The organism is Gilliamella sp. Bif1-4 (assembly GCF_001690535.1).
Classification (GTDB): domain Bacteria; phylum Pseudomonadota; class Gammaproteobacteria; order Enterobacterales; family Orbaceae; genus Gilliamella; species Gilliamella bombi.
This window is the reverse complement of record NZ_LZHC01000047.1, coordinates 92,053-115,718: the sequence shown is the minus strand read 5'-3', so window position 1 is coordinate 115,718 and position 23,666 is coordinate 92,053. Positions and strand designations below refer to the sequence as shown.

The window sequence follows — 23,666 nt, the reverse complement described above, 5'->3', positions numbered from 1 at the left end:
ATTATTCGTTCACCTCTATTTTATCTATCTTTTGTAAACCTCTTGGTAACGGTGTACCTTTTCGTGCTCGCTCTGCCTTAAATTTTTGTAAATCAGCAGGATATAATGTAAGTTTGCGTTTACCAACATATAACGTTATTGAAGTGTCTTGTGTAATTAATATAGTATAAGCAAGGCAGTCATCAGCACCTGAAAGTGATACTATTTTATTTCCTTTACCTTTAGCAAGTTCAGGTAAATCTTTTACAGGAAATATGAGCATTCGGCCTGCTTTGGTGATTGATAGTAGTAAACTATCTTCAGATGTGATTTCAATTGGTGGTAATATTTTAGATTCTTTAGGCAAATTAATAATTGCTTTACCATTACGATTGCGAGCAATCAAATCACTAAATTGACCAATAAACCCATAACCAGCACTTGAAGCAAGTAATAATTTTTGATCATCATTTTGAGACATGAGCACATGTTCAACTGTTGCACCAGCAGGTAGTGCTAATTTACCAGTTAATGGTTCGCCTTGACTTCGTGCTGATGGTAACGTGTTTGGTTCTATAGCATAACTACGTCCCGTTGAATCGATGAAAATAACAGGTTGATTACTTTTGCCTTTGGCGGCAGCTTTAAAACTATCACCGGATTTATAACTTAAACCAGCAGGATCAATATCATGACCTTTTGCTGTTCTTACCCAACCCATTTCAGATAAAACGACAGTAACAGGTTCAGATGGTGTTAACTCTTGTTCACTAATAGCTTTAGCTTCACTGCGCTCAACAATTGGAGAACGACGGTCATCACCATATTTTTCAGCATCCTCTTTTAGCTCTTTTTTAATTAAATTACTCAATTTTTTAGGCGAAGCTAACAAAGCTTGCAGATGATCACGCTCTTTTGCAAGCTCACTTTGTTCGCCTTTAATGCGCATCTCTTCAAGTTTGGCTAAATGGCGAAGTTTTAACTCTAAAATCGCTTCGGCTTGAATTTCAGTTAAAGCAAAACGATTAATTAATTCTTGTTTAGGTTCATCTTCGTGACGAATAATTTCGATGACTTCATCAATATTTAAAAAAGCAATTAATAAGCCATCGAGAATATGGAGTCGTTTTAATATTTTATCTAAACGGTAATTTAAACGTCGAGTGACGGTATTTTTTCGATACTCTAGCCATTCAGTAAGAATTTCAACTAAGCCTTTTACTGATGGGCGATTATCAAGCCCAATCATATTCATATTAACCCGATAACTTTTTTCGAGATCGGTTGTGGCAAATAGATGATTCATAACTTGCTCTAAATCTACTCGATTTGAACGTGGCACAATGACCAGACGAATTGGATTTTCGTGATCAGACTCATCGCGTAAATCTTCAATTAAAGGTAGTTTTTTGGCTCGCATCTGAGAAGCTATTTGTTCTAAGATTTTAGCACCCGAAACTTGATGAGGTAGATCGGTAATTACAATATCACCTTCTTCTTTCTTCCAGACAGCACGCATACGGATTGAACCACGACCCGTTTTATAGATTTTCGCTATGTCTTCTGGTGAAGTAATAATTTCAGCTTCTGTTGGGAAATCAGGACCTTGTATGTAAGTCATTACTTCGTTGAGCGTCGCATTGGGGTTATCGGCAAGCATAATTGCCGCATTTGCTACTTCACGAATGTTATGAGGCGGTATATCTGTTGCCATGCCGACTGCGATACCTGTTGTACCATTTAATAAAATATTAGGTAATCTAGCCGGTAACATTTTAGGTTCTTGTAAAGTACCATCAAAGTTAGGCGTATAATCAACCGTTCCTTGTCCTAGTTCACCTAATAGTAGTTCGGCATATTTTGACAAACGTGATTCTGTGTAGCGCATAGCAGCGAATGATTTAGGATCATCAGGAGCCCCCCAGTTACCTTGCCCATCAACTAATGGATAGCGATATGAAAATGGTTGTGCCATGAGCACCATCGCTTCATAACAGGCACTATCGCCATGAGGATGATATTTACCAAGCACATCCCCGACGGTACGCGCAGATTTTTTAAATTTGGCTTGTGCGTTAAGTCCTAATTCAGACATAGCATAAACAATGCGTCGTTGCACTGGTTTTAAGCCATCTCCAATAAATGGCAAGGCACGATCCATAATGACATACATTGAGTAGTTTAAATAGGCACTTTCGGTAAAAGTGCGTAACGACTGAATTTCTACTCCGTCATGAGTTATCTCACTCATTATTGTTCCTCTAAATCATTCTGTTTGTTAGACATCAAGTTCAACTTGATCGCCTTTTTCTTGTAACCATTCGCGGCGATCTTCTGAGCGTTTTTTAGCAAGTAGCATATCCATTAATGCCATCGTTTGCTCAGCATCATCAAGCGAAAGCTGTACTAAACGACGCGTATTGGGATCCATTGTTGTTTCGCGTAGTTGTAGTGGATTCATTTCACCTAGACCTTTAAAGCGCTGCACATTGGGCTTGCCTTTTTTACGTTTAAGCTGTTCTAAAATGCCTTCTTTTTCTTCTTCATCTAGGGCGTAATGAACTTCTTTTCCTAAATCGATGCGGTAAAGCGGCGGCATAGCAACAAAGACATGCCCATGTTCAACCATGGTACGAAAGTGCCGAACAAATAAAGCACAAAGTAATGTTGCAATATGTAGTCCATCTGAGTCGGCATCGGCTAAAATACAGATTTTACCATAACGTAATTGGCTTAAATCATCGCTATCTGGATCGATACCGATAGCAACAGAAATATCATGGATTTCTTGTGAGCCTAGTACTTCATCGGACGAGACTTCCCATGTATTTAAGATTTTGCCTTTAAGAGGCATAATGGCTTGATATTCACGATCTCGCGCTTGTTTAGCCGAACCTCCTGCAGAATCGCCTTCCACTAAAAACAGTTCAGTACGACTTAAGTCTTGTGATGAGCAATCGGCCAATTTGCCTGGTAATGCTGGACCACTGGTTAATTTCTTTCGAATGACTTTTCTGGACGCTTTTAAGCGTTTTTGTGCACTTGAAATTACCATTTCAGCTAGTAATTCGGCTATTTGTACATTTTGATTCAACCAAAGACTAAATGCATCTTTCACAATAGCCGAAACAAATGCCGCACTTTGGCGCGATGATAAGCGTTCTTTAGTTTGACCCGCAAACTGAGGTTCTTGCATTTTAAGTGAAATAACATAGGCACAGCGTTCCCATATATCATCGGCGGTTAATTTTAGTCCTCGTGGTAACAAATTGCGAAACTCACAAAACTCACGCATTGCGTCTAATAATCCTTGGCGCAAACCATTAACATGGGTGCCACCTTGTACGGTTGGGATTAAGTTAACGTAACTTTCAGTTAATAATTCTCCACCTTCGGGCATCCAAAGCAGTGCCCACTCTACGGCTTCTTTTTCGCCAGTATGATTGCCTGTAAAAGGCGTTTCAGGTAAAAGAGAGTAACCGCTGACAGATTCCATTAGATAATCTTTTAGGCCATCTTCATAACACCAACGTTGTTCGGTATTATTGATTTCATCTTTAAAAATAATTTCAAGGCCAGGGCAAAGCACCGCTTTAGCTTTTAGTAGATGTAATAAGCGTGGAACAGAAAATCTAGGTGAATCAAAATATTTTTCGTCAGGCCAAAAATGAACTTTGGTACCTGTATTACGACGGCCACAAGTGTCCGTAATATGCAGTTCTTCAACTTTATTACCGTTTTCAAAAGCTATTTCGTACACTTGTCCATCACGATGAACTGTAACTTCAACACGTTTTGATAATGCATTGACTACCGAAATACCTACACCGTGTAAACCACCTGAAAATTGGTAATTTTTGTTCGAGAACTTTCCGCCAGCATGTAAACGACAAAGCAATAATTCAATCGCTGGTACACCTTCTTCAGGATGAATATCAACCGGCATTCCTCGCCCATCGTCGATAACTTCTAGTGAATTATCTTGAAAAAGGGTAACCTTAACTTTACGAGCATGACCTGCGATAGCTTCATCAACACTGTTATCAATGACTTCTTGCCCTAAATGGTTTGGTCGGCTTGTGTCAGTGTACATTCCAGGACGATGACGAACTGGATCAAGCCCTTTTAAGACTTCAATATCAACGGCATTATAAGTAGATTGTGACATAGTTTTTCTATTTATTCGAATAAATGACGGCTATTATACCAATCTTTGTTCAATAAGACCAAGGTCAATGGTGAAGGGGGCTTGATTTGCAATGCTAAACTGTATTTATCATAATAAATTAATCATAATGATTAAGATGGACAACTTGAGAGTAAATCGTTGGCACTGTCCTCTAATTGATTTTTATACCTAAAATCTCTATGTGCAAATAAATTCATAATGTATTGTTGATTATGAATTACGGTTGATAATTTAATATCTAGAGCAAGTGTTGTATTTATTTTTCGTTTCATATTATCAATATAATTTATAATAAAATCAACACGTTTAACAAATCTTAACAAACATTAATAAAAGTGAATGTTTTTTATCTTTAAATAATATTATTTTTTGTTTAAAATTAAACCAACTCCCTCTTTATGGGGTGATATTTTATACATTAATACTACAGAAACACCATGAATTAATGGTCAATAATAACTCAACTATTTAATTCTTTTAAATAATCATAAGTTCACAAAATAGAATAGGGAATGGTATAATGTCGTTTAATCATAATTTTCAACAAACAAAAAATTTAATTTCTCTAAGATCGTTGCTTTTTAATTGTCAGGCACAGCTATTTTATACTCCATGTAAACGCCTCCTCTCATTTCTAAAATTTTTTTCTTTACGTTTAACTCTATTTACTTGTATTTATCTTCTTTTACCTGCTAATAACTCAATCGCTTTATCAGCAACGACCAATAAAGTAATACAGGGTAGTGCACCATATTTAACGTTTGATGGTGGAGCGACCAAGGTAACGAGTATTGAAGGATTATTAGGCATCAATTTACCGAATAGTAGCTATATACCATCAGGTATAAATAGCGCTCTTTACCCAAATGCAAAGGTGGATACCTCAAGTACAGATAACCCAATAGAAATGCCAAATATAACCGACACTTTCGCTGATATTCAAACCATAGTGCCTGTTTCAAATTATCCTGAAGTTTCGTTAACTAATTTGGTTAATGCACCATATAATTATGGTCGAGATGATGACGGGGATGGTAGCATCAGTGCAACTGGTCAATTAACGATTAAATGGCAAGACAAAAATGGTAAAGATATTACTAATGATGTAAAAAAACAACCAAATAAGCCATTAAATATTTGTAATTCACCTTATAAACTAACATTAACAGCAACGAACACTAGGTTATGGACAACGTATGGTATACCATACGAAAGTCGATTCACTGGGGCTAGTCACTCATATTACATCAAACCAAATATCGATAAACCTTTAGTGTGTTATGCTCAACCTAATTTAAACTATGGTACGAACGAATATGCTGGTCCAGAGGAACAATGGGATCAAAATCATGGATTTAAAGTACAAGACCTTGGCAATGCATCAAAGAATTTCCCTACAACCGGAGCAAATAATTTATATTTTAAATTAATACTTGAAGGTATGACAGCAAGGCAAATGATTGCTATTAATGGTAATAAAGTAAATCCAGTATTAGGTAAGGGGATTACGCTATCATTGTCAGCTGAAAATAATGCATTAGAGGGTAATATAGTTCGGATAACCTTAAAAGGACCAACACAGAATTCAGTGAATAAAACGTTTCGCCCAACAAGATTTGAACTTTATAGTGATACAGCAAAAAAAAACTTGATATATCAATTTAAAATAGAACGTTGGTTTATCGTAAAACCAGGGGATACAGGTCAAAATTACAATAATGCGCTTTCGTTTTGTAAAAATCTTTCTTCACCACAAACGTATTTTGTCCCTGAAGTACAAGATTATACAAACGCAAATGGTTTTGGTTGGAACTTTGGGGTGCCAGGACAAGGCAATACGTATCAACGCAGAATTAGTTATTGGAATTCTTCTAATAAATGGGTTGGAGGATTGTTTAATGAATGGGGAATTATTTATGATTATCGTGATGCAGGTTGGGATTTTGGCGACTATTGGGTAATTAATGAATCTCAGGGTAAAAGATATAATGTTTTCGCTCAATTTGGTGATGTAGATTTTCAATTCAATCGCCCTTCTAGTGACAGGGTTGCTTGTTTTACTTGGATGAGTGACTTTTAGAAAACACTGGATTATTTACACTTTATGGTTAGAATAACCCGTTAAAAACTCATAAAGTGTAGGATTTACTAGCGTTGCTTACAGTAGTTTGAGAAATTACGGTAATGAATATACATAAAAAAACTAACGCCTTATCGCAGACAAGTGATATGGCGCTTATATCATAAAAAAATAACGGTCACTGATTTGGCTAAACACTTTATGGTCTGTCGTCCTACCTCTTATAACATACTAAAGAAAGCCCGATTGAAGCTTTTTGTTCCATTAACCAGTAAGAATGAACATTATAAAACCATTCGTTATGGTATTAAACGTCTGGTTAAAGTCGAAAAATCTATTGAAGATAATTAAGACGGCAAGCTAAACGCTATAACAAAACCTATCTGGGTGAAATGCTACACGTTGATACCAAACGTTTACCTTTACTTAAAAATGAAACAAAACAGCAAACTAGAAAATATTTGTTTGTTGGCATTGATGATTTTTCACGAGAGCTTTATGCCGGTATTTACCCTGATAAACCCAATTTAGCTTAGCACAATTTTTACAAAAAGATGTGTTAGCCCAATGTCCTTATACCACTACATGTATTTATTCCGATAATGGACGAGAATATCAAGGCAACAGCGAACACCTATTTGTTAAAACGTGTCATAGCCATCGTATTAATCAAAAATTCACCAAACCCGCCTGTCCACAAAAAAATGGGAAAGCCGAACGAGTAATACGAACTTTGAATTGAGATGTGGCATAATCAGCAAATATTTAACGATTAAAAAGAGAGAAAACAAAAACTCAAACGCTTTATTAATTTTTATAATACCGTTAAACCGCATAAAGCGATTTCAGGGAAAACGCCTTATGAGTTTTTATAGGATTATTTTAACCATGAAGTGTAAACAACTCGGCGTTTTCCTACAAATTAACAAATAAAATAAATTTATCACTAAAATAGGTAAAAACGTTTATAATTTATTTTTTTATAGCTGTTTATTGGTATTAACGGAATGTGTTGATTCCAATTTATTATTAATAAAATAAATAGATGAAAAGGAAATCAAAAATGTTAAAAAAAGCCGCTTATCTATCGTGGCAACGCAGTCACAATTATAAGGATTTTATCATTTTATTTTTAGTTGTAAAAAAGTTTTGTTGTTTTTTTCCCTCTTTATTTTCTTTTTCAAACCTACCTCTTTTTTATTCTTTATTCAAATGGCGTTTTTATAAAATAAAGCTTGTATTACGTTATTTTATATTAAACCTATTTTTAATGGTATGCCATATTCACTATGTTAGTGCATTATCAGCCATAACAACGAATGTAATACGTGGCCATGCACCTTATTTAACTTTTGATGATGACCGAATCAAAGAAGAAAAATATATGGAAGTATTATTAGGCATTAGATTATCTGATGGCCGTGGATATGTTCCTCTAGGCGGAGAATCAAATTTATATCCAAATGCAACAGTAGTTGATGATTATGATGTAATTGAATTACCTAGTGGTGCAGATTTTAATAGTGTCCAAACACTTGTGCCATTATCAGGTAATAGCAGTTATCCTAGTATTGATTTAAAAAATATAGTCAGTGCAAATCATTATTGGGCCGATAATGATGGCGATGGTCATATTGATGTTACCGGTAGCCTTGAACTTGCTTGGTATGATGTAAATGGTAACAATATTACTGACTTCGTCAAAAATAATCCTACAAGCAAATTTGATCCCAGCTTTGCGCCCTATAGTTTACGCCTACACGTAACGGATGTGCAATTATCGACTCAGTATGGCATACCAAATGAAACGACTTATAAAGGGAGATCTTATACTTATTATTTTAATCTAGGTAAAGTTGCACGTGTTAATTATGCATTACCACCAAATATGTATGGTACGGCAGGTAAATACTGGAACCATAGCTATGGTTTTCAGGTGATGAATATTCATAATCCTGAAGAAAACTTTCCAACCACGGGGTCAAATGATCTAAGTTTCCATTTACTGTTAGCCGATATCACACCAGAACAAGTAATTAATGCTAATGGCACAATCGTTTCAGCGGTAAGTGGCGATAGCTCGGTAAAGCTGTTATTGAGTGCAGAAAAATCGGACAGTTTATCAGAAGATGAAGTGCAACTAAAATTAACATTAAAAGGCCCAAGTAAAGATTCAGATAACAAAAGCTTTAGTCCCTCGTTATTTAAGCTTTATGCCGATAGTAACCACAACCAGTTGCTTTATAGCTTTAAAATAGGTCGTTGGTATATAACTCAGTTATATGATTATGATAATGATAATAATGTAGATTATGCTCAAGCCCAAATATTTTGTAATGGTTTAGGTAATGATTATCGAGTCCCTAGTGTTGGTGACTATACTAATGCGAATGATGATAATGATTCTTGGATATGGGGGGTTCCTGGGCAGAAAAATGAAAGTCTGAGACAACTCAGTTACAAAAGTGATGATAGATGGATAGGTGGTTTATTTAATGAGTGGGGAGCGTTTACTTCGAATGAATTAGGAGATTGGAATTCTTACGAATATTGGGCATCTGGGCTGTATGATGATAAGCAGTATACAATTATGCCTTATGGGCAAATTTCTGTCAGTTATTCTGATTATGCCATGCCAGCGTGTGTAACGCCTTAAAGTAGTATATGTTGGGTTAAGTGGCTAAATTCAATATAACTATCAAATTGTGGAGTAAGTCATCTCGAACTTAAATAAGGAAAACTTTTATACTTTACTTTAATCATCGTTATTTATATTGTTAATAATAAAATAAATATTATGGAAAGAAAATAAAACATCTTAAAAATAGCTACTTACCTGTTACGATAAGTCAACCTTAATTATGATTTTTATTTGACATTAAAAATTGCTACTAATAATAAATAGTTTATGGTTTATGTAAATTTCTTAGGTAAAAGAGATTCAAGGTCATAAGCCTTATTTAACACTGGATGGTGGTGAAACCCGCATTAAAACATTAGATGAACTATTAAACATTACACTATCTAATGGGCTGTTGATTTCAGTACAAGAAGACAGTTCAAGGATCTATGATCCAATCGAATTACCTACTAGTATTGATACTTTTAGTCATATCCAAAACTTAATTCCTCTTTCTTCACAAGGCAATAAGAGTTATCCAACAATTGCGCTTGATACATTAATTGCAGAGCCCTACCATCATTGGGCAGACAGTGATGGTGATGCTAAAGCGTCAGGTGAATTAAGAGTGAAGTGGGAAAATTATAAAAATATCGATATTACCCAGCAAGTGAAAGATAACCCTAATAATGTATTAGCCCCTTGTGAAGCTCCCTATAAATTAACCCTGAGTTTGACTGATGTGCTTTTATCAACCAAATATGGCAATCCTAACAAGAACTATTTTAATGGAACTAGCCATTCATATTATATTAAGCCAAAGATTGATGAGCCTTTGGTTTGTTATGTACAACCTAATTTAAACAATGGTTCTGGAAGACATGCAGGTCCAAAGGAACAATGGGATCCTGATAATGGATTTAAAGTTCAAAGCCTTAGTGATGCCTCGAAGAATTTTCCCACAACAGTAGCAAATAATTTATATTTTAAGTTAATGCTTGCAGGTATGACTGCAAAGAAAATGATTGCGATTAATGGCAATACTGTGAAACCAGTATCAGGTACAGGAATTACACTTTTATTAACGGCCGAGAATAATGAATTAGATGGCAATATTGTTCGGGTGACCTTAAAAGAGCCAACAAAAGATTCAAGAAATAAAGCATTTAAACCGTCAACATTTGAGCTTTATGACGATACAGCAAAAAAACTAATATACCAATTTAAAATAGACCGTTGGTTTATTGTAAAGCTAGGAGACACTGGTCAGGATTATAATAATGCTGTTTCATTTTGTAATTCCCTATCTTCATCCTCACAAAGATATTCTGTTCCAGCAGCACAAGATTATACCAATGCAAATGGTAATTATTGGTATCAGGGGGTACCCGGGCAGGAAAATGTCTATCAACGCCGCATTAGCTACATAAATAACTCACGATGGATTGGCGGATTGTTTAGCGAATGGGGAATTATTTATGATTATCAATGAGTAAAATATCAATCATTTATTATTTAAAATAGTTGGCAGTTTTATATTGGTAATAAGAATGGAGAGCAATAAGGTATAAGGAACGCTCGTTAAAAATCGAAGTAACTGAGATATGGTGAGACTTGGGATAGCTACTTCTTCTAAGTCAACAATGCTAGTCTTTTCTTCCTCCATTCTCTTTAAAATTTGATTCCAAAATATCTGTAATATTGGAAGGGGGAATAAAAATATTAGTATTACCTATTGCCAATCTATTTGATAATCCTCCTATTGAGATCATGTTAGTTAATAACAATTTTTGTTGTTTTTAGTTTGTTTATTCATTTTTTAGTATTATTATCAACAGATTCCATATAATATCAGGGAATAATGTGATCAATTTTAAAAATAAAATAAGCCGGCGTGATTTTTTACAAAAATCATTAACTATTGGTGGTGTGGCTACGCTGACAAGTAATATACAATTACCTTTTGCCTATACAAAGCCGAGTACCGATGCTAATAATGCAATTTCAAATCCTATCCCTACTGATGCAGAAAAGATTGTTTATAGTGCTTGTTTAGTGAATTGTGGCAGTCGTTGCCCTTTAAAAGTTCATGTCAAAAACGATATTATTACTAAAATATCGTCAGAAGATGGGATTAATGACTCTGTTTTTGGCTTACATCAAATTCGCCCTTGTCTTCGTGGCAGATCTGTTCGTTGGCGAACTTATGATCCTGAACGTTTAAAGTATCCTATGCTACGCATTGGCAAACGTGGTGAAGGTAAATTTAAACGTATTTCATGGGATGAAGCCATTAGCCTACTTGCCAATAAACTTAAATATACCATTAATCAGTATGGCAACGAGGCGATTTATTATCAATATGGATCAGGTACAACTGGTGCTAATCTTTCTGGGCGTAATGCGTGTAAGCGTTTTTTAAGTACGATTGGTGGTTTTTTAAATTATCATGGTGATTATTCTAGTGGGCAAATTTCGGCTATTCGTCCTTATATTTTTGGTAATGCTAAGGATTCTTTACTTGATCAGATAAAGCATTCTGATTTAGTTGTGATGTTTGGGCATAATATTGCCGAGACCCGAATGTCGGGAGGAGGGCAAGTTACCGAACTTTTTCATGCGTTAGAACAAAGTAATGCACGGGTGATTATTATTGATCCTCGTCGTAGCGAAAGTGTGGTGGCATATAATGCTGAGTGGATCCCGATTATTCCCGGTACCGATGCAGCGTTAGTTGCTGCAATAGGCTACACATTACTTGAGCAAGATCGCATTGATGAAGATATGCTTAATCAATATTGTATTGGTTGGCGTGCTGATTCTTTGCCTGATAGTGCACCATCTTATAGTGATTATAAATCTTATCTTTTAGGTTTGGGTTATGACCGAACGCCTAAAACCCCTGAATGGGCAGCTAAAAAAACGGGAATTCCTGCGGCACAAATACGTAAACTGGCGATAGATATTGTTGATGCTAAGGCAGCTTGGATTTCGCAAGGTTATGGCGTACAGCGTTGGCAAAATGGCGAACATACCGCACGTGCAATTATGACGCTACCTATTATCACAGGGCAATTTGGTAAACCCGGTACAAATATTGGGACTTGGGGGGGGAGCGTTATTTATCCTATACCGAGCTTTAATCTTCCTAATCCTGTTAAAACCAGCATTCCTTTCTTTTTATGGACTAAGGCGATTGAAGATGGGCAAAATATGACAGCTAAAAATTCTTACCTTAAAGGTAAAGATAAGTTGGATACAGGTATTAAATTTATCTGGAATTATGCTGGTAATGTAATGGGAAATCAACATTCAGATCTGAATCGTACTCACCAAATTTTGCAAGATGAATCTAAATGTGAATTTATTCTTGTTTGGGATACGCATATGACCGCATCAGCCAAATATGCCGATTTATTGTTGCCTGATGTGTCATCAGTTGAAAATAATGATTTGATTAATAACTCTTATTCATCTGGCGCGTATAGTTATTTAATCCGTATGCAACGCGCAATTAAACCGCTTTGGGAAAATCGTGCAACTTATGATGTATTAACTGAACTTTCTGAAAAATTGGGTGTAAAAGATAAATTTACGGAAGGTCGTACTCAAGATGAATGGATAGAATATTGTTATGAGCAATTGCGAAAACATGAACCTAATTTACCTCCTTTTGTCGATACCGATGGTATGGGGGTAATTGAGCGTAAACTCGCCGATAGTGATACACAAATTGGTTTAAAAGCCTTCAGAGATGATCCGATTAAAAATCCATTAAATACACCGTCCGGAAAAATAGAAATCTATTCAGAGGCATTGGCTAACATTGCCAATGAATGGGAACTTGATGAAGAAGATAGACTGTACCCGATTCCTGCGTATTTGCCAGCAATTGAAGGCAGCGAAGATAAACCAAAACGCAAAAAATATCCGTTGCAACTTATCGGGTTTCATACCAAAGGGCAATGCCATTCTACTTACACTAATTTACCGCAACTGCGGGAAGCTGTCGTTAACAGTATTTGGATTAATCCATTTGATGCCGAGCAACGGCAAATAAAACATGGTCAGCTAGTTGAAGTTTATAACGATCGCGGACGGCTTTATATTCATGCTAAAGTTACACCAAGGATATTACCCGGTGTTATAGCCATTCCACAAGGAATGTGGGCAAAAACAAATGTGGCAGGGGTTGATATTGGTGGTTGTATTAATCGTTTAACATCATTGCGCCCAACGGTGCTTGCCAAATCGAATCCACAGCATACCAATCTGGTTGAAGTTAAACCATTATCGATTGCAGGATTAACGTCGTAAATTAAAGAGCGGATAATAAAAATGCAATATGGATTTTATATTGATTCATCAAAATGTACTGGTTGCAAAACCTGCCAACTCAGTTGTAAAGACGAGAAAGACAATGCTTTAGGTGTTCATTTTCGCCGTGTTTATGAATATGGTGGAGGTACTTGGCAGCAGGTTGATGGTATGTGGCAAAACGATACCTTTACCTATTATTTATCTATCTCGTGTAATCACTGTGAAGAACCAGCCTGTGTAAAAGGTTGCCCAACAGGTGCGATGCATAAACGAAAGCAAGATGGTTTAGTGGTTGTTAATCAAGATGTTTGTATTGGTTGTCGATATTGCGAAATGCGTTGTCCTTATGGAGCACCGCAATATGATCATCAAAAAAAGGTCATGTCAAAATGTGATGGCTGTTATGAACGTGTGGCTAAAGGTTTAAAACCAGTATGCGTTGAATCTTGCCCTCAGCGTGCGTTAGATTTTGACGAAATAGAAAAACTGCGTTACCGCTATGGTGATGAATGCAATATTGCACCATTACCAAGTTCACAGCTTACTAAACCTAATATTGTGATAAAACCACATGCACATGCCAAAGCGTCTGGCGATACCGTGGGTAAAGTACTTAATCCTGAGGAGGTATAAGTTATATGCACGAATTACCATTGGTGTTTTTCACGGTACTCGGTCAATTAGCTGCAGGGATGGTGTTGATTGGTGGCATATCATCTTTAAGCCATTATTCATACAGTTCAATTAAGATAAATAAAATGAATATGGCGGCTCTGATTGTAATGGCTGTTGCAATGCTTATTGCTTCGCTACATTTAGGTCATCCTTTTCGGGCTCTTAATGTTATTTGGGGTATTGGTCGTTCGCCGATGAGCAATGAGATTTTTTCCTTTGGTCTCTTGTTTGGAATAACATTAGTATGTGTATTACTAACTTATTTTTTTTATCATAATGATGGTAAAAAATGGCTATTGGTCAACTCACTTTGTCAACGTATATATCAAATCCCCAATTTTTCTAAAATATTATCTTTATTGTTGATCTTTTTTAGCTTAATTTTTGTTTGGATGATTGCTCTTACTTATATGCTACCAACGGTTAAAACGTGGAATACCTATTACACAGCCATTCAGATGTATACCTCTATGCTAGTGTTAGGAGGCATTGTTGCAATAGTTTTTGGGATATATCGAATTGGCATAATTGCTTTTTTTATTGGTGTAATATTGATTCTGTTATTAAAGATTCCTTATATTAATTTAATGACCTCAGTATCACCTGAACTTATCTCAAAACAATATAGTTGGATGTTAATTCAATGCCTATTATTAGTACTCGCACTTGTTTTGGTTATTGTAAATATTTATAGATCTAAGCAATCAACAATAATTTACTCTGTTGCTTTTATTATTGTTTTAGTTGCCGAGTTATGTGGAAGAATTGCGTTTTATAATTTATGGACTATTCAAATGTAAAATTAATAACATTTTAATGTTTTTAATAACAATAAAAACGCACTATGCAATAGGGACTGTTGCTCTTTTAACAAAAAATAAACAGATACTAGTGTCTTTCTATAAAAATAACGACTATCTTCTATAAATAATTAATACCAAGATCAATCACTTATTGATGGCAAAAACTTGACATTATCTCCCCTGGGGTCTAAAATCTTGCGACCCAAAACTTATATACATAGGTTTTGGCTTACAGTTATTAATTACGTATCTAAAAAGCAATTTTAAATTTATTTTAATTAATCAGGAGCTTATTAATGGCAACAATTAATCAGCTGGTACGCAAACCAAGAGCACTAAAGGAAGCAAAAAGCAACGTTCCTGCCCTTGAAGCATGCCCGCAAAAACGCGGTGTTTGTACTCGTGTTTACACAACTACACCGAAAAAACCAAACTCAGCATTACGTAAAGTATGTCGTGTACGTTTAACTAACGGTTTTGAAGTTACTTCTTATATCGGTGGTGAAGGTCACAATCTACAAGAACATAGTGTAATTTTAATCCGTGGTGGTCGTGTTAAAGACTTACCAGGTGTTCGTTACCACACTGTTCGCGGTGCATTAGACTGCGCAGGTGTTAAAGATCGCAAACAAAGCCGTTCTAAATACGGTGTTAAACGACCTAAAGCTTAATGGAACTCCGTTAAGTAAGGCCAAACTATATAATTCCATTTAACTCATTTGAGTTTTGGGTAAACCTGAAAATTTATAACATATAAACGGAGTATTCCAATGCCACGTCGTCATGTTGTCGGTCAAAGAAAAATTCTTCCTGATCCGAAGTTCGGTTCAGAGTTACTGGCGAAATTTGTAAATATTTTAATGATAGATGGTAAAAAATCTATCGCAGAATCAATCGTATATTCAGCTCTTGATAAATTAGCTGAGCGTAGTGGAAAAGACCACTTAGCAGCTTTTGAAGTTGCACTAGATAACGTAAGACCAACTGTAGAAGTTAAGTCGCGTCGCGTTGGTGGTTCTACATACCAAGTTCCTGTTGAGGTGCGTCCAGTTCGTCGTAATGCACTTGCAATGCGTTGGATTGTAGATGCTGCACGTAAACGTGGCGATAAATCAATGGCTTTACGCCTAGCGAATGAACTTATGGATGCTTTTGAAAACAAAGGTGCTGCGGTGAAAAAACGCGAAGATGTTCATCGTATGGCTGAAGCTAATAGAGCGTTTGCACACTATCGTTGGTAATATTCACACTTATAATTGCATTAAGTGACTTGAATTAGGACTGCTAGCCTTATTTGCTATCGGTTACCAAAATGATGTTTTATTAAGCAAACGATTCTAAACAGAGGATTAATATGGCTCGTACAACCCCTATAGCACGCTACCGTAACATCGGTATCAGTGCACATATTGACGCAGGTAAAACAACAACGACTGAACGTATTTTGTTTTATACTGGCGTTAGTCACAAAATTGGTGAAGTTCATGATGGCGCAGCTACCATGGACTGGATGGAACAAGAACAAGAACGTGGTATTACTATCACATCTGCGGCAACAACAGCTTTCTGGTCTGGTATGGGTCAACAATTTGAACCACACCGTATTAACATCATCGATACCCCAGGGCACGTTGACTTTACAATCGAAGTTGAACGTTCTATGCGTGTTCTTGATGGTGCTGTAATGGTTTACTGTGCGGTTGGCGGTGTGCAACCTCAATCAGAAACTGTATGGCGCCAAGCAAACAAATATAAAGTTCCACGTATTGCATTTGTCAACAAAATGGACCGTATGGGAGCTAACTTCTTACGTGTTGTTGATCAAATTAAAACTCGTTTAGCAGCAGTTCCAGTTCCTTTAGTTTTACCAATCGGTGCTGAAGAAGGATTTACTGGTGTTATTGATTTACTTAAACGTAAAGCAATTAACTGGAATGATGCTGATCAAGGCGTAACATTTACTTATGAAGATGTTCCAGCTGATATGGTTGACCAAGTTGAAGAATGGCGTTCTTTCTTAATAGAAACTGCAGCTGAAGCAAGCGAAGAGTTAATGGAAAAATACCTTGGTGGTGAAGAGTTAACTGAGCAAGAAGTGAAAGCAGCATTACGCGAACGCGTACTTGCCAACGAAATCATTTTAGTAACTTGTGGTAGTGCCTTTAAAAACAAAGGCGTGCAATTCATGCTTGATGCGGTTATTGAATATTTACCAGCACCAACTGATGTACCTGCAATCAAAGGTGAATTACCAAATGGTGAAGCTGCTGAACGTCACTCAAGTGATGATGAACCATTTTCATCTTTAGCTTTCAAAATTGCAACAGACCCATTTGTTGGTAACTTAACATTCTTCCGTGTTTACTCTGGTGTTGTTAACTCTGGTGATACTGTTCTTAACTCTGTAAAAGATAAGAAAGAACGTTTTGGTCGTATCGTTCAGATGCATGCTAACAAACGTGAAGAAATCAAAGAAGTTCGCGCAGGTGATATTGCTGCTGCAATTGGTCTTAAAGATGTCACAACAGGGGATACTCTTTGTGCTGAAAGCGCACCAATTATTCTTGAAAGAATGGAATTCCCAGAACCAGTAATTTCGGTTGCTGTTGAACCAAAAACTAAAGCTGACCAAGAAAAAATGGGCCTTGCTTTAGGTCGACTAGCACAAGAAGACCCTTCATTCCGTGTTCATACTGATGAAGAATCTGGTCAAACTATTATTTCTGGTATGGGTGAACTTCACTTAGAAATCATCGTTGACCGTATGAAACGTGAATTTAAAGTGGAAGCAAATGTTGGTAAACCACAAGTTGCTTACCGTGAAACAATTCGCAATGAAGTAGAACAAGAAGGTAAATTTGTTCGTCAGTCTGGCGGTCGTGGTCAATACGGTCATGTATGGTTAAAAATAAAACCATTAGAAGCTGGTGGCGAAGGCTACAAATTCAACAATGAAATCGTTGGTGGTGTGGTTCCTAAAGAATACATCCCAGCAGTTGATAAAGGCTGTCAAGAACAAATGAAAAACGGTGTTCTTGCTGGTTACCCAATTGTTGATGTTGAAGTCACAATCTTTGATGGTTCTTACCATGATGTTGACTCATCAGAAATGGCATTTAAAATTGCCGGTTCAATGGCATTTAAAGATGGCTTCATGAAAGCTAAACCTGTGCTTTTAGAACCGATTATGAAAGTAGAAGTTGAAACTCCAGAAGATTATATGGGTGATGTTATCGGTGACTTAAACCGTCGTCGTGGTATGATCGAAGGAATGGAAGATACTGCAACTGGTAAAACAGTTAAAGCACAAGTTCCGCTTTCAGAAATGTTTGGTTATGCAACAGACCTTCGTTCACAAACTCAAGGTCGTGCTTCTTACTCAATGGAGTTCTTGAAGTACAATGAAGCACCAACAAATATTGCAACCGCAATTATTGAAGCTCGTAAAGCAAAATAATTTTATCTAAATAAAGTAACACTTCCCTTAATAACTTAAGGGAAGTGATTTAATAAAGGAACATTAAGATGTCTAAAGAAAAATTTGAACGTACAAAACCCCACGTTAACGTTGGTACAATCGGCCACGTTGACCACGGTAAAACAACTTTAACTGCTGCAATTACTTCTGTACTTGCTAAAAAATACGGCGGTCAAGCTCGTGCATTCGATCAAATCGATAATGCACCAGAAGAAAAAGCACGTGGTATCACCATCAACACGTCACACGTTGAATACGATACACCAACTCGTCACTATGCCCACGTAGACTGCCCAGGCCATGCTGACTATGTTAAAAACATGATCACTGGTGCGGCACAAATGGACGGTGCTATCTTAGTAGTAGCAGCAACAGATGGTCCTATGCCACAAACTCGTGAACACATTCTTTTAGGTCGTCAAGTAGGCGTTCCTTACATCATCGTATTCTTAAACAAATGTGATATGGTTGATGATGAAGAGTTATTAGAATTAGTTGAAATGGAAGTACGTGAACTTCTATCTCAATACGACTTCCCAGGTGATGATACACCAGTAATTCGTGGCTCTGCATTACAAGCGTTAAACGGCGTTGCAGAGTGGGAAGACAAAATTGTTGAATTAGCAGAAGCGTTAGACAGCTATATCCCAGAGCCAGAGCGTGACATTGATAAACCATTCTTATTACCAATCGAAGATGTATTCTCAATCTCAGGACGTGGTACAGTAGTAACAGGTCGTGTTGAACGCGGTGTTATCAAAGTTGGTGAAGAAGTTGAAATCGTTGGTATCAAACCAACTACAAAAACAACTTGTACTGGTGTTGAAATGTTCCGTAAATTACTTGACGAAGGTCGTGCGGGTGAAAACGTTGGTGTATTACTTCGTGGTACAAAACGTGAAGAAATCGAACGTGGTCAAGTACTTGCAAAACCTGGTTCAATCACTCCACATACAGATTTCGAATCAGAAGTGTATATCTTAAGCAAAGATGAAGGTGGTCGTCATACTCCATTCTTCAAAGGTTACCGTCCACAGTTCTACTTCCGTACAACTGACGTAACTGGTACTATCGAATTACCAGAAGGCGTAGAAATGGTAATGCCTGGTGATAACATCAAAATGACAGTATCATTAATTCACCCAATCGCGATGGCAGAAGGTTTACGTTTTGCGATTCGTGAAGGTGGTCGTACTGTTGGTGCGGGTGTTGTTGCTAGGGTTATCAAGTAATCGGCTTGCTACAATAAAAAAGGTGCTTGTACGCACCTTTTTTATTTTATTACTAAAAAATCTGTCACATAAAATCCACTTTCCCCATAACCATTATCAACATAATCACCATTTAATATTTTCCTTTTATCCCTAAAACTAGGCATAAGTTTATTATTTGTGAATTTAATTCATGATACTATAAAGCAATATCGCATTTATCTTAAATAATACAACAATTAAAATAGCACCATAAATAGTGTGTATTACAATGAAAATGTTGCATTTACTCAACCAATTTCTAAAAAAGAGAGGGTTTTATGGAATATGTACAACTTGGTAATTCTGATATTCAAGTATCTCGTTTTTGTTTAGGCTGTATGAGTTTTGGTGACCCAGCTAGCAAAATGCACGCATGGACCCTTAATGCTGATGAAAGCGAAGCCATCATTAAACATGCACTCGATTTAGGCATTAATTTTATTGATACCGCAAATACTTATTCAGCAGGAACTAGCGAAGAGTATTTAGGTCGAGCCATCAAAAAAAATATCGCCCGTGACAAAGTCGTCTTAGCAACAAAAGTCTATTTTAACGAAGGACACCTATCAAAAACCGCAATTGAAAGGGAAATCGATGAGTCGCTTAAACGACTTGGCACTGACTATGTCGATTTATACATTATCCACCGCTTTGACTACACAACACCAATTGAAGAAACAATGCAAGCACTACACAACCTAGTCAAAGCAGGAAAAGTCCGTGCGTTAGGAGCATCGGCTATGTATGGGTACCAATTTCATAACATGCAACTTGCCGCCAAACAAAATGGCCGGACACCTTTTGTTTCGATGCAAAATCACTACAATTTACTATATCGTGAAGACGAACGTGAGCTTATTCCTATCTGCCAACAATATAATGTCTCTTTAACACCCTATAGCCCTTTGGCCGCAGGCAGACTTGCTCGTTTAGAGTGGCAAGCCGACACCTTACGTAGCCAAACCGACCAAGTCGCCAAGTCTAAATATGACAGCACTCAAAAAGCCGATACCAGCATTGTACAAAGGGTTAATGAACTTGCACAAAAATATGAAGTAACCATGGCACAAATAGTATTAGCTTGGCAATTTGCTAAGGGAATCACTTCACCAATTATTGGTGCAACTAAAACCAATTATCTCGATGATGCTGTTGGATCACTTAAAGTATCTTTATCGGAGGAAGATATTGAATATTTAGAAGAGCAATACATACCACATCGTGTTGTTGGGGCGCTTTAATTTGTGAAATAAGATGATTACGAAGAAGTTAGCAAACTTTTTAGCCATTTGTTGAAATAAATAGCAGTATGATTTTTTGGGAGGGAATTTTTGCCCTCCCTAATGTAGTAGTTAAGTTTTCTGACACAGCTAATTAGTTTTATTCCAACAATAAAAGAGGATATACCTATTCTCTTTTTAACGTATGAAGCAAGCATTTAAAAATAACCACAATCAAAACCCAAAAAATAACATAAATAGCCATTGTTTAGAATTCGTCTTGTTTTTTGATAAACCCGTACTTTGTTACTTCTAACTGGCAGAGTAAAAAGTAACCTTTTTTAGAATTTAGTCCCTCTTTTTAAGTAATTCAGTCTTCTTTTCATTATTTTGATGATCTCGACAAACCCCACAAATAAATTTATGTATTTGCCTATTTTGAACAACTCTAATGAGTAAAAGCAAGGTAGATATAAAATAGACAAACAAAAATTGAGACAAATGGAAGCACAGTTAGCCAAAAGCATAAAAATGCAGGAATATTATTACTGAATTAACATAATGCTCATTGACATAAAAAACACTATAAAGCATTTGAATTATAATGAATTAATGATGGTTGGTGAATTTTAATGAACAGTATGGTGGTGGAGCTGGCGGGAGTTGAACCCGCGTCCGAAATCTCTACATCCTCGGCACTACATGCGTAGTTTGTTTTTGAATTTCATCTACCCGCTGCGAACAAACACGCTACTGATAGACTAGCTTGATTAAGTTTAATGCTTCCACCCCAAGCAAGGCTTCCACACGATCTCGTTTGGGTTTGACTCCTCTTTATCCCCGTCCTACGAGCGGAGGCTAGGGAGAGAAGGCTCTATACAGGTTATTAAGCTGCTAGTGCGTAGTTTTCGTCGTTTGCGACTATTTTTTTGCGGTTTATTTACGAGGCCTACCGCACCTCGGCATGCACCTTGGGTTTCGCAAATCCCGTCGAATCCAGAATCAGCCCCAATTGTGAATTGTAACTAAAAACAATATTAGGGCATTATAGGTGAATTCAAAATGGAATACAAGTTATCCAGATTCAAGGTTGGTCTAGTTATCGGCGAATTTTTCATCTTTTAATGCTGCGTGATATTATCAACAGCACATTTTTGCCTTCACATATCGCATTTCAGCCATTGCAGAGCTGAGTTGAGGTGATAATAAAACATTATAAATGTTTGTCGTAAAAGGGGAATTGGTAGGTAGTGGCTCAACTTCAAATGCATCTAGTCCTGCAACTTTGCTCGTTTTATTTTTAGTACTTCAAACAGCACTGGTTGATCAACAATTTTTCACGGGCATCGTTAATAAGTATTGCCGAAGGCTTCATTAAAACTAATTTTTCTTTTGTGAATATATGATCACTCATAAAATCAATGATCAGAATTGTTGGAAAGCAAAAATTTTTCTGATGTTCGTAGTCGAATACGGTTTATTATGGGGTTAAATTTTAGCTCACAATATACCCGATAAACACGTTTATGATTCCATTTATGGGCAAATTTTCGGATACGATAAAAACATTTCGGAAAACCCAGCGTAAATATTTTTCAACTATATCTCTTAATATCAAAGTAATCATTAAATCTTCCAATAAATATACATAGCCCAAATAATGCCTTATCATCAGCAGAATAATATGTCGTTCATTTCATAAAAATAGCTATTAAAAATTTGCCATTGAAATGTAAATATTTTATTACGATATTAACTTGGGTTGGCATTACACTAACTTTTTAAACTAAATTTATAATTAAATAACAATCATAAACAAATTATGATTGGGTAAATAATAAAAATTCCATTTACTATTATGTAATTTTGTGTTTACATAACAACCGTCTGTGTAATTATTATTTTACATATGAAAATATAAATGATTTTAACAAGGAAAATAAAATGTTAAAAGATGCTTTAAATAATGTTCGAATCCGAGACGAACATATGTTAATCACACCTGAAGAAATCAAACAGCTTTACCCTCTTTCTCATGATTTAGAAAAACAAATTGCCTTATCACGCCAAACTGTTGTGGATATTTTAGATCGACGTGATCACCGCTTACTTATTGTATGTGGTCCTTGCTCTATTCATGATCCTGTTGCAGCAATTGAGTATTCGCATAAATTAAAAAAACTATCAGACGAAGTTAAGAATCACTTATTTATCGTCATGCGTGTTTATTTTGAAAAACCAAGAACCACTGTTGGTTGGAAAGGTATGATTAACGATCCTCACATGGATAGCTCATTTGATATTGAGCATGGACTAAAAAAAGCTCGTAAATTACTGCTTGATATTACTAAAATTGGCTTGCCTATCGCAACTGAAGCACTAGATCCCAACACACCACAATATATTGGCGATTTAATTAGTTGGTCTGCAATTGGGGCAAGAACTACTGAATCACAAACGCATCGAGAAATGGCCTCGGGGCTTTCAATGCCTGTTGGTTTTAAAAATGGAACTGATGGCAGTTTAGATGTTGCAATTAATGCCATGAAATCAGCCTCTATGCCTCATCGTTTTGTAGGAATTAACCAACAAGGACAAGTAACGGTTTTACAAACAACAGGTAATCCACACGGCCATGTTATTTTGCGTGGCGGTAAAACACCAAATTATGATGCTGAAAATGTCGCATTGTGCGAAACACAAATGAAAAAGGCAGGATTGTTACCTAACTTAATGGTTGACTGTAGCCATGCGAATTCAAATAAAGATTATCGAAATCAACCTATTGTTGCTAATTCCATTATCGAGCAAATAGAAAAAGGCAATAATTCGATTATTGGCGTAATGATTGAAAGTAACTTATTTGAAGGAAATCAGCCTTCCGAACAACCACCAGAAAACTTTAAATATGGCGTATCTGTGACTGACGCATGTATTAACTGGGAAGAAACAGACGCACTATTACGAAAAATGGAGCACGTTTTAGCACAGCCACTTATCGAAAGACAAAAGCACTCAGTTACTGCTTAAACTACTCAACAAATAAACA

At 36.3% G+C, this 23,666-nt stretch carries 16 protein-coding genes and 1 other RNA gene; 14 read left to right on the top strand and 3 right to left on the bottom strand.

What is annotated here, in order from left to right:
• Position 1: 1 nt before the first annotated feature.
• A complete protein-coding gene (gene parC / locus A9G25_RS07420; RefSeq protein ID WP_065626395.1) occupies positions 2–2,230 on the bottom strand; it encodes a DNA topoisomerase IV subunit A in 2,229 nt (742 codons plus the stop codon).
• Positions 2,231–2,257: 27 nt separating this feature from the next.
• Positions 2,258–4,147: a DNA topoisomerase IV subunit B gene (gene parE / locus A9G25_RS07415; protein ID WP_065626394.1), complete on the bottom strand. Its 1,890-nt coding sequence runs from the start codon at positions 4,145–4,147 to the stop codon at positions 2,258–2,260.
• Positions 4,148–4,688: 541 nt separating this feature from the next.
• Here parE and A9G25_RS07410 point away from each other — a divergent pair.
• The 13 genes from A9G25_RS07410 to A9G25_RS07355 all read left to right on the top strand — a co-directional run bounded on the left by A9G25_RS07410 (position 4,689) and on the right by A9G25_RS07355 (position 20,638).
• Positions 4,689–6,248 (top strand): hypothetical protein, encoded by a 1,560-nt coding sequence (locus A9G25_RS07410; protein ID WP_065626393.1) that lies wholly within the window; start codon positions 4,689–4,691, stop codon positions 6,246–6,248.
• Positions 6,249–6,449: 201 nt separating this feature from the next.
• Entirely contained in the window at positions 6,450–6,599 is a 150-nt protein-coding gene (locus tag A9G25_RS13035; RefSeq protein ID WP_218057564.1) for a hypothetical protein, read from the top strand.
• Between the two features lie 41 nt (positions 6,600–6,640).
• Positions 6,641–6,784 (top strand): hypothetical protein, encoded by a 144-nt coding sequence (locus tag A9G25_RS13030; RefSeq protein WP_218057563.1) that lies wholly within the window; start codon positions 6,641–6,643, stop codon positions 6,782–6,784.
• A 527-nt stretch (positions 6,785–7,311) separates the two neighbouring features.
• Positions 7,312–8,904 carry a hypothetical protein gene (locus tag A9G25_RS07400; protein WP_065626392.1) on the top strand — a complete coding sequence of 531 codons (1,593 nt, stop codon included), beginning with the start codon at positions 7,312–7,314 and terminating at the stop codon, positions 8,902–8,904.
• A 379-nt stretch (positions 8,905–9,283) separates the two neighbouring features.
• Positions 9,284–10,360 carry a hypothetical protein gene (locus A9G25_RS07395; protein WP_065626391.1) on the top strand — a complete coding sequence of 359 codons (1,077 nt, stop codon included), beginning with the start codon at positions 9,284–9,286 and terminating at the stop codon, positions 10,358–10,360.
• A 371-nt stretch (positions 10,361–10,731) separates the two neighbouring features.
• Positions 10,732–13,185 (top strand): DMSO/selenate family reductase complex A subunit, encoded by a 2,454-nt coding sequence (locus A9G25_RS07390; protein WP_065626390.1) that lies wholly within the window; start codon positions 10,732–10,734, stop codon positions 13,183–13,185.
• Between the two features lie 21 nt (positions 13,186–13,206).
• Positions 13,207–13,821: a DMSO/selenate family reductase complex B subunit gene (locus tag A9G25_RS07385; RefSeq protein WP_065626389.1), complete on the top strand. Its 615-nt coding sequence runs from the start codon at positions 13,207–13,209 to the stop codon at positions 13,819–13,821.
• Between the two features lie 5 nt (positions 13,822–13,826).
• Positions 13,827–14,663, top strand: a complete 837-nt coding sequence (locus A9G25_RS07380; protein WP_065626388.1) for a dimethyl sulfoxide reductase anchor subunit family protein — start codon at positions 13,827–13,829, stop codon at positions 14,661–14,663.
• Between the two features lie 299 nt (positions 14,664–14,962).
• The gene (rpsL, locus tag A9G25_RS07375; protein ID WP_034883792.1) at positions 14,963–15,337 is read left to right on the top strand and encodes a 30S ribosomal protein S12; all 375 of its coding nucleotides are present in this window, start codon (positions 14,963–14,965) and stop codon (positions 15,335–15,337) included.
• A gap of 99 nt (positions 15,338–15,436) precedes the next feature.
• Entirely contained in the window at positions 15,437–15,907 is a 471-nt protein-coding gene (rpsG, locus tag A9G25_RS07370) for a 30S ribosomal protein S7 (protein ID WP_065626387.1), read from the top strand.
• A 113-nt stretch (positions 15,908–16,020) separates the two neighbouring features.
• Entirely contained in the window at positions 16,021–18,123 is a 2,103-nt protein-coding gene (gene fusA, locus A9G25_RS07365) for an elongation factor G (RefSeq protein WP_065626386.1), read from the top strand.
• 68 nt (positions 18,124–18,191) lie between these two features.
• Positions 18,192–19,376: an elongation factor Tu gene (gene tuf, locus A9G25_RS07360; RefSeq protein ID WP_065626385.1), complete on the top strand. Its 1,185-nt coding sequence runs from the start codon at positions 18,192–18,194 to the stop codon at positions 19,374–19,376.
• Positions 19,377–19,675: 299 nt separating this feature from the next.
• Positions 19,676–20,638 carry an aldo/keto reductase gene (locus A9G25_RS07355; RefSeq protein ID WP_065626384.1) on the top strand — a complete coding sequence of 321 codons (963 nt, stop codon included), beginning with the start codon at positions 19,676–19,678 and terminating at the stop codon, positions 20,636–20,638.
• A gap of 624 nt (positions 20,639–21,262) precedes the next feature.
• On the opposite strand, the gene ssrA is transcribed toward A9G25_RS07355, so the two are convergent.
• Positions 21,263–21,627, bottom strand: a transfer-messenger RNA (tmRNA) gene (gene ssrA / locus A9G25_RS07350).
• Positions 21,628–22,561: 934 nt separating this feature from the next.
• Between ssrA and A9G25_RS07345 the strand changes: the two genes are divergently transcribed.
• Positions 22,562–23,647, top strand: a complete 1,086-nt coding sequence (locus tag A9G25_RS07345) for a 3-deoxy-7-phosphoheptulonate synthase (RefSeq protein ID WP_065626383.1) — start codon at positions 22,562–22,564, stop codon at positions 23,645–23,647.
• Positions 23,648–23,666: the final 19 nt, after the last annotated feature.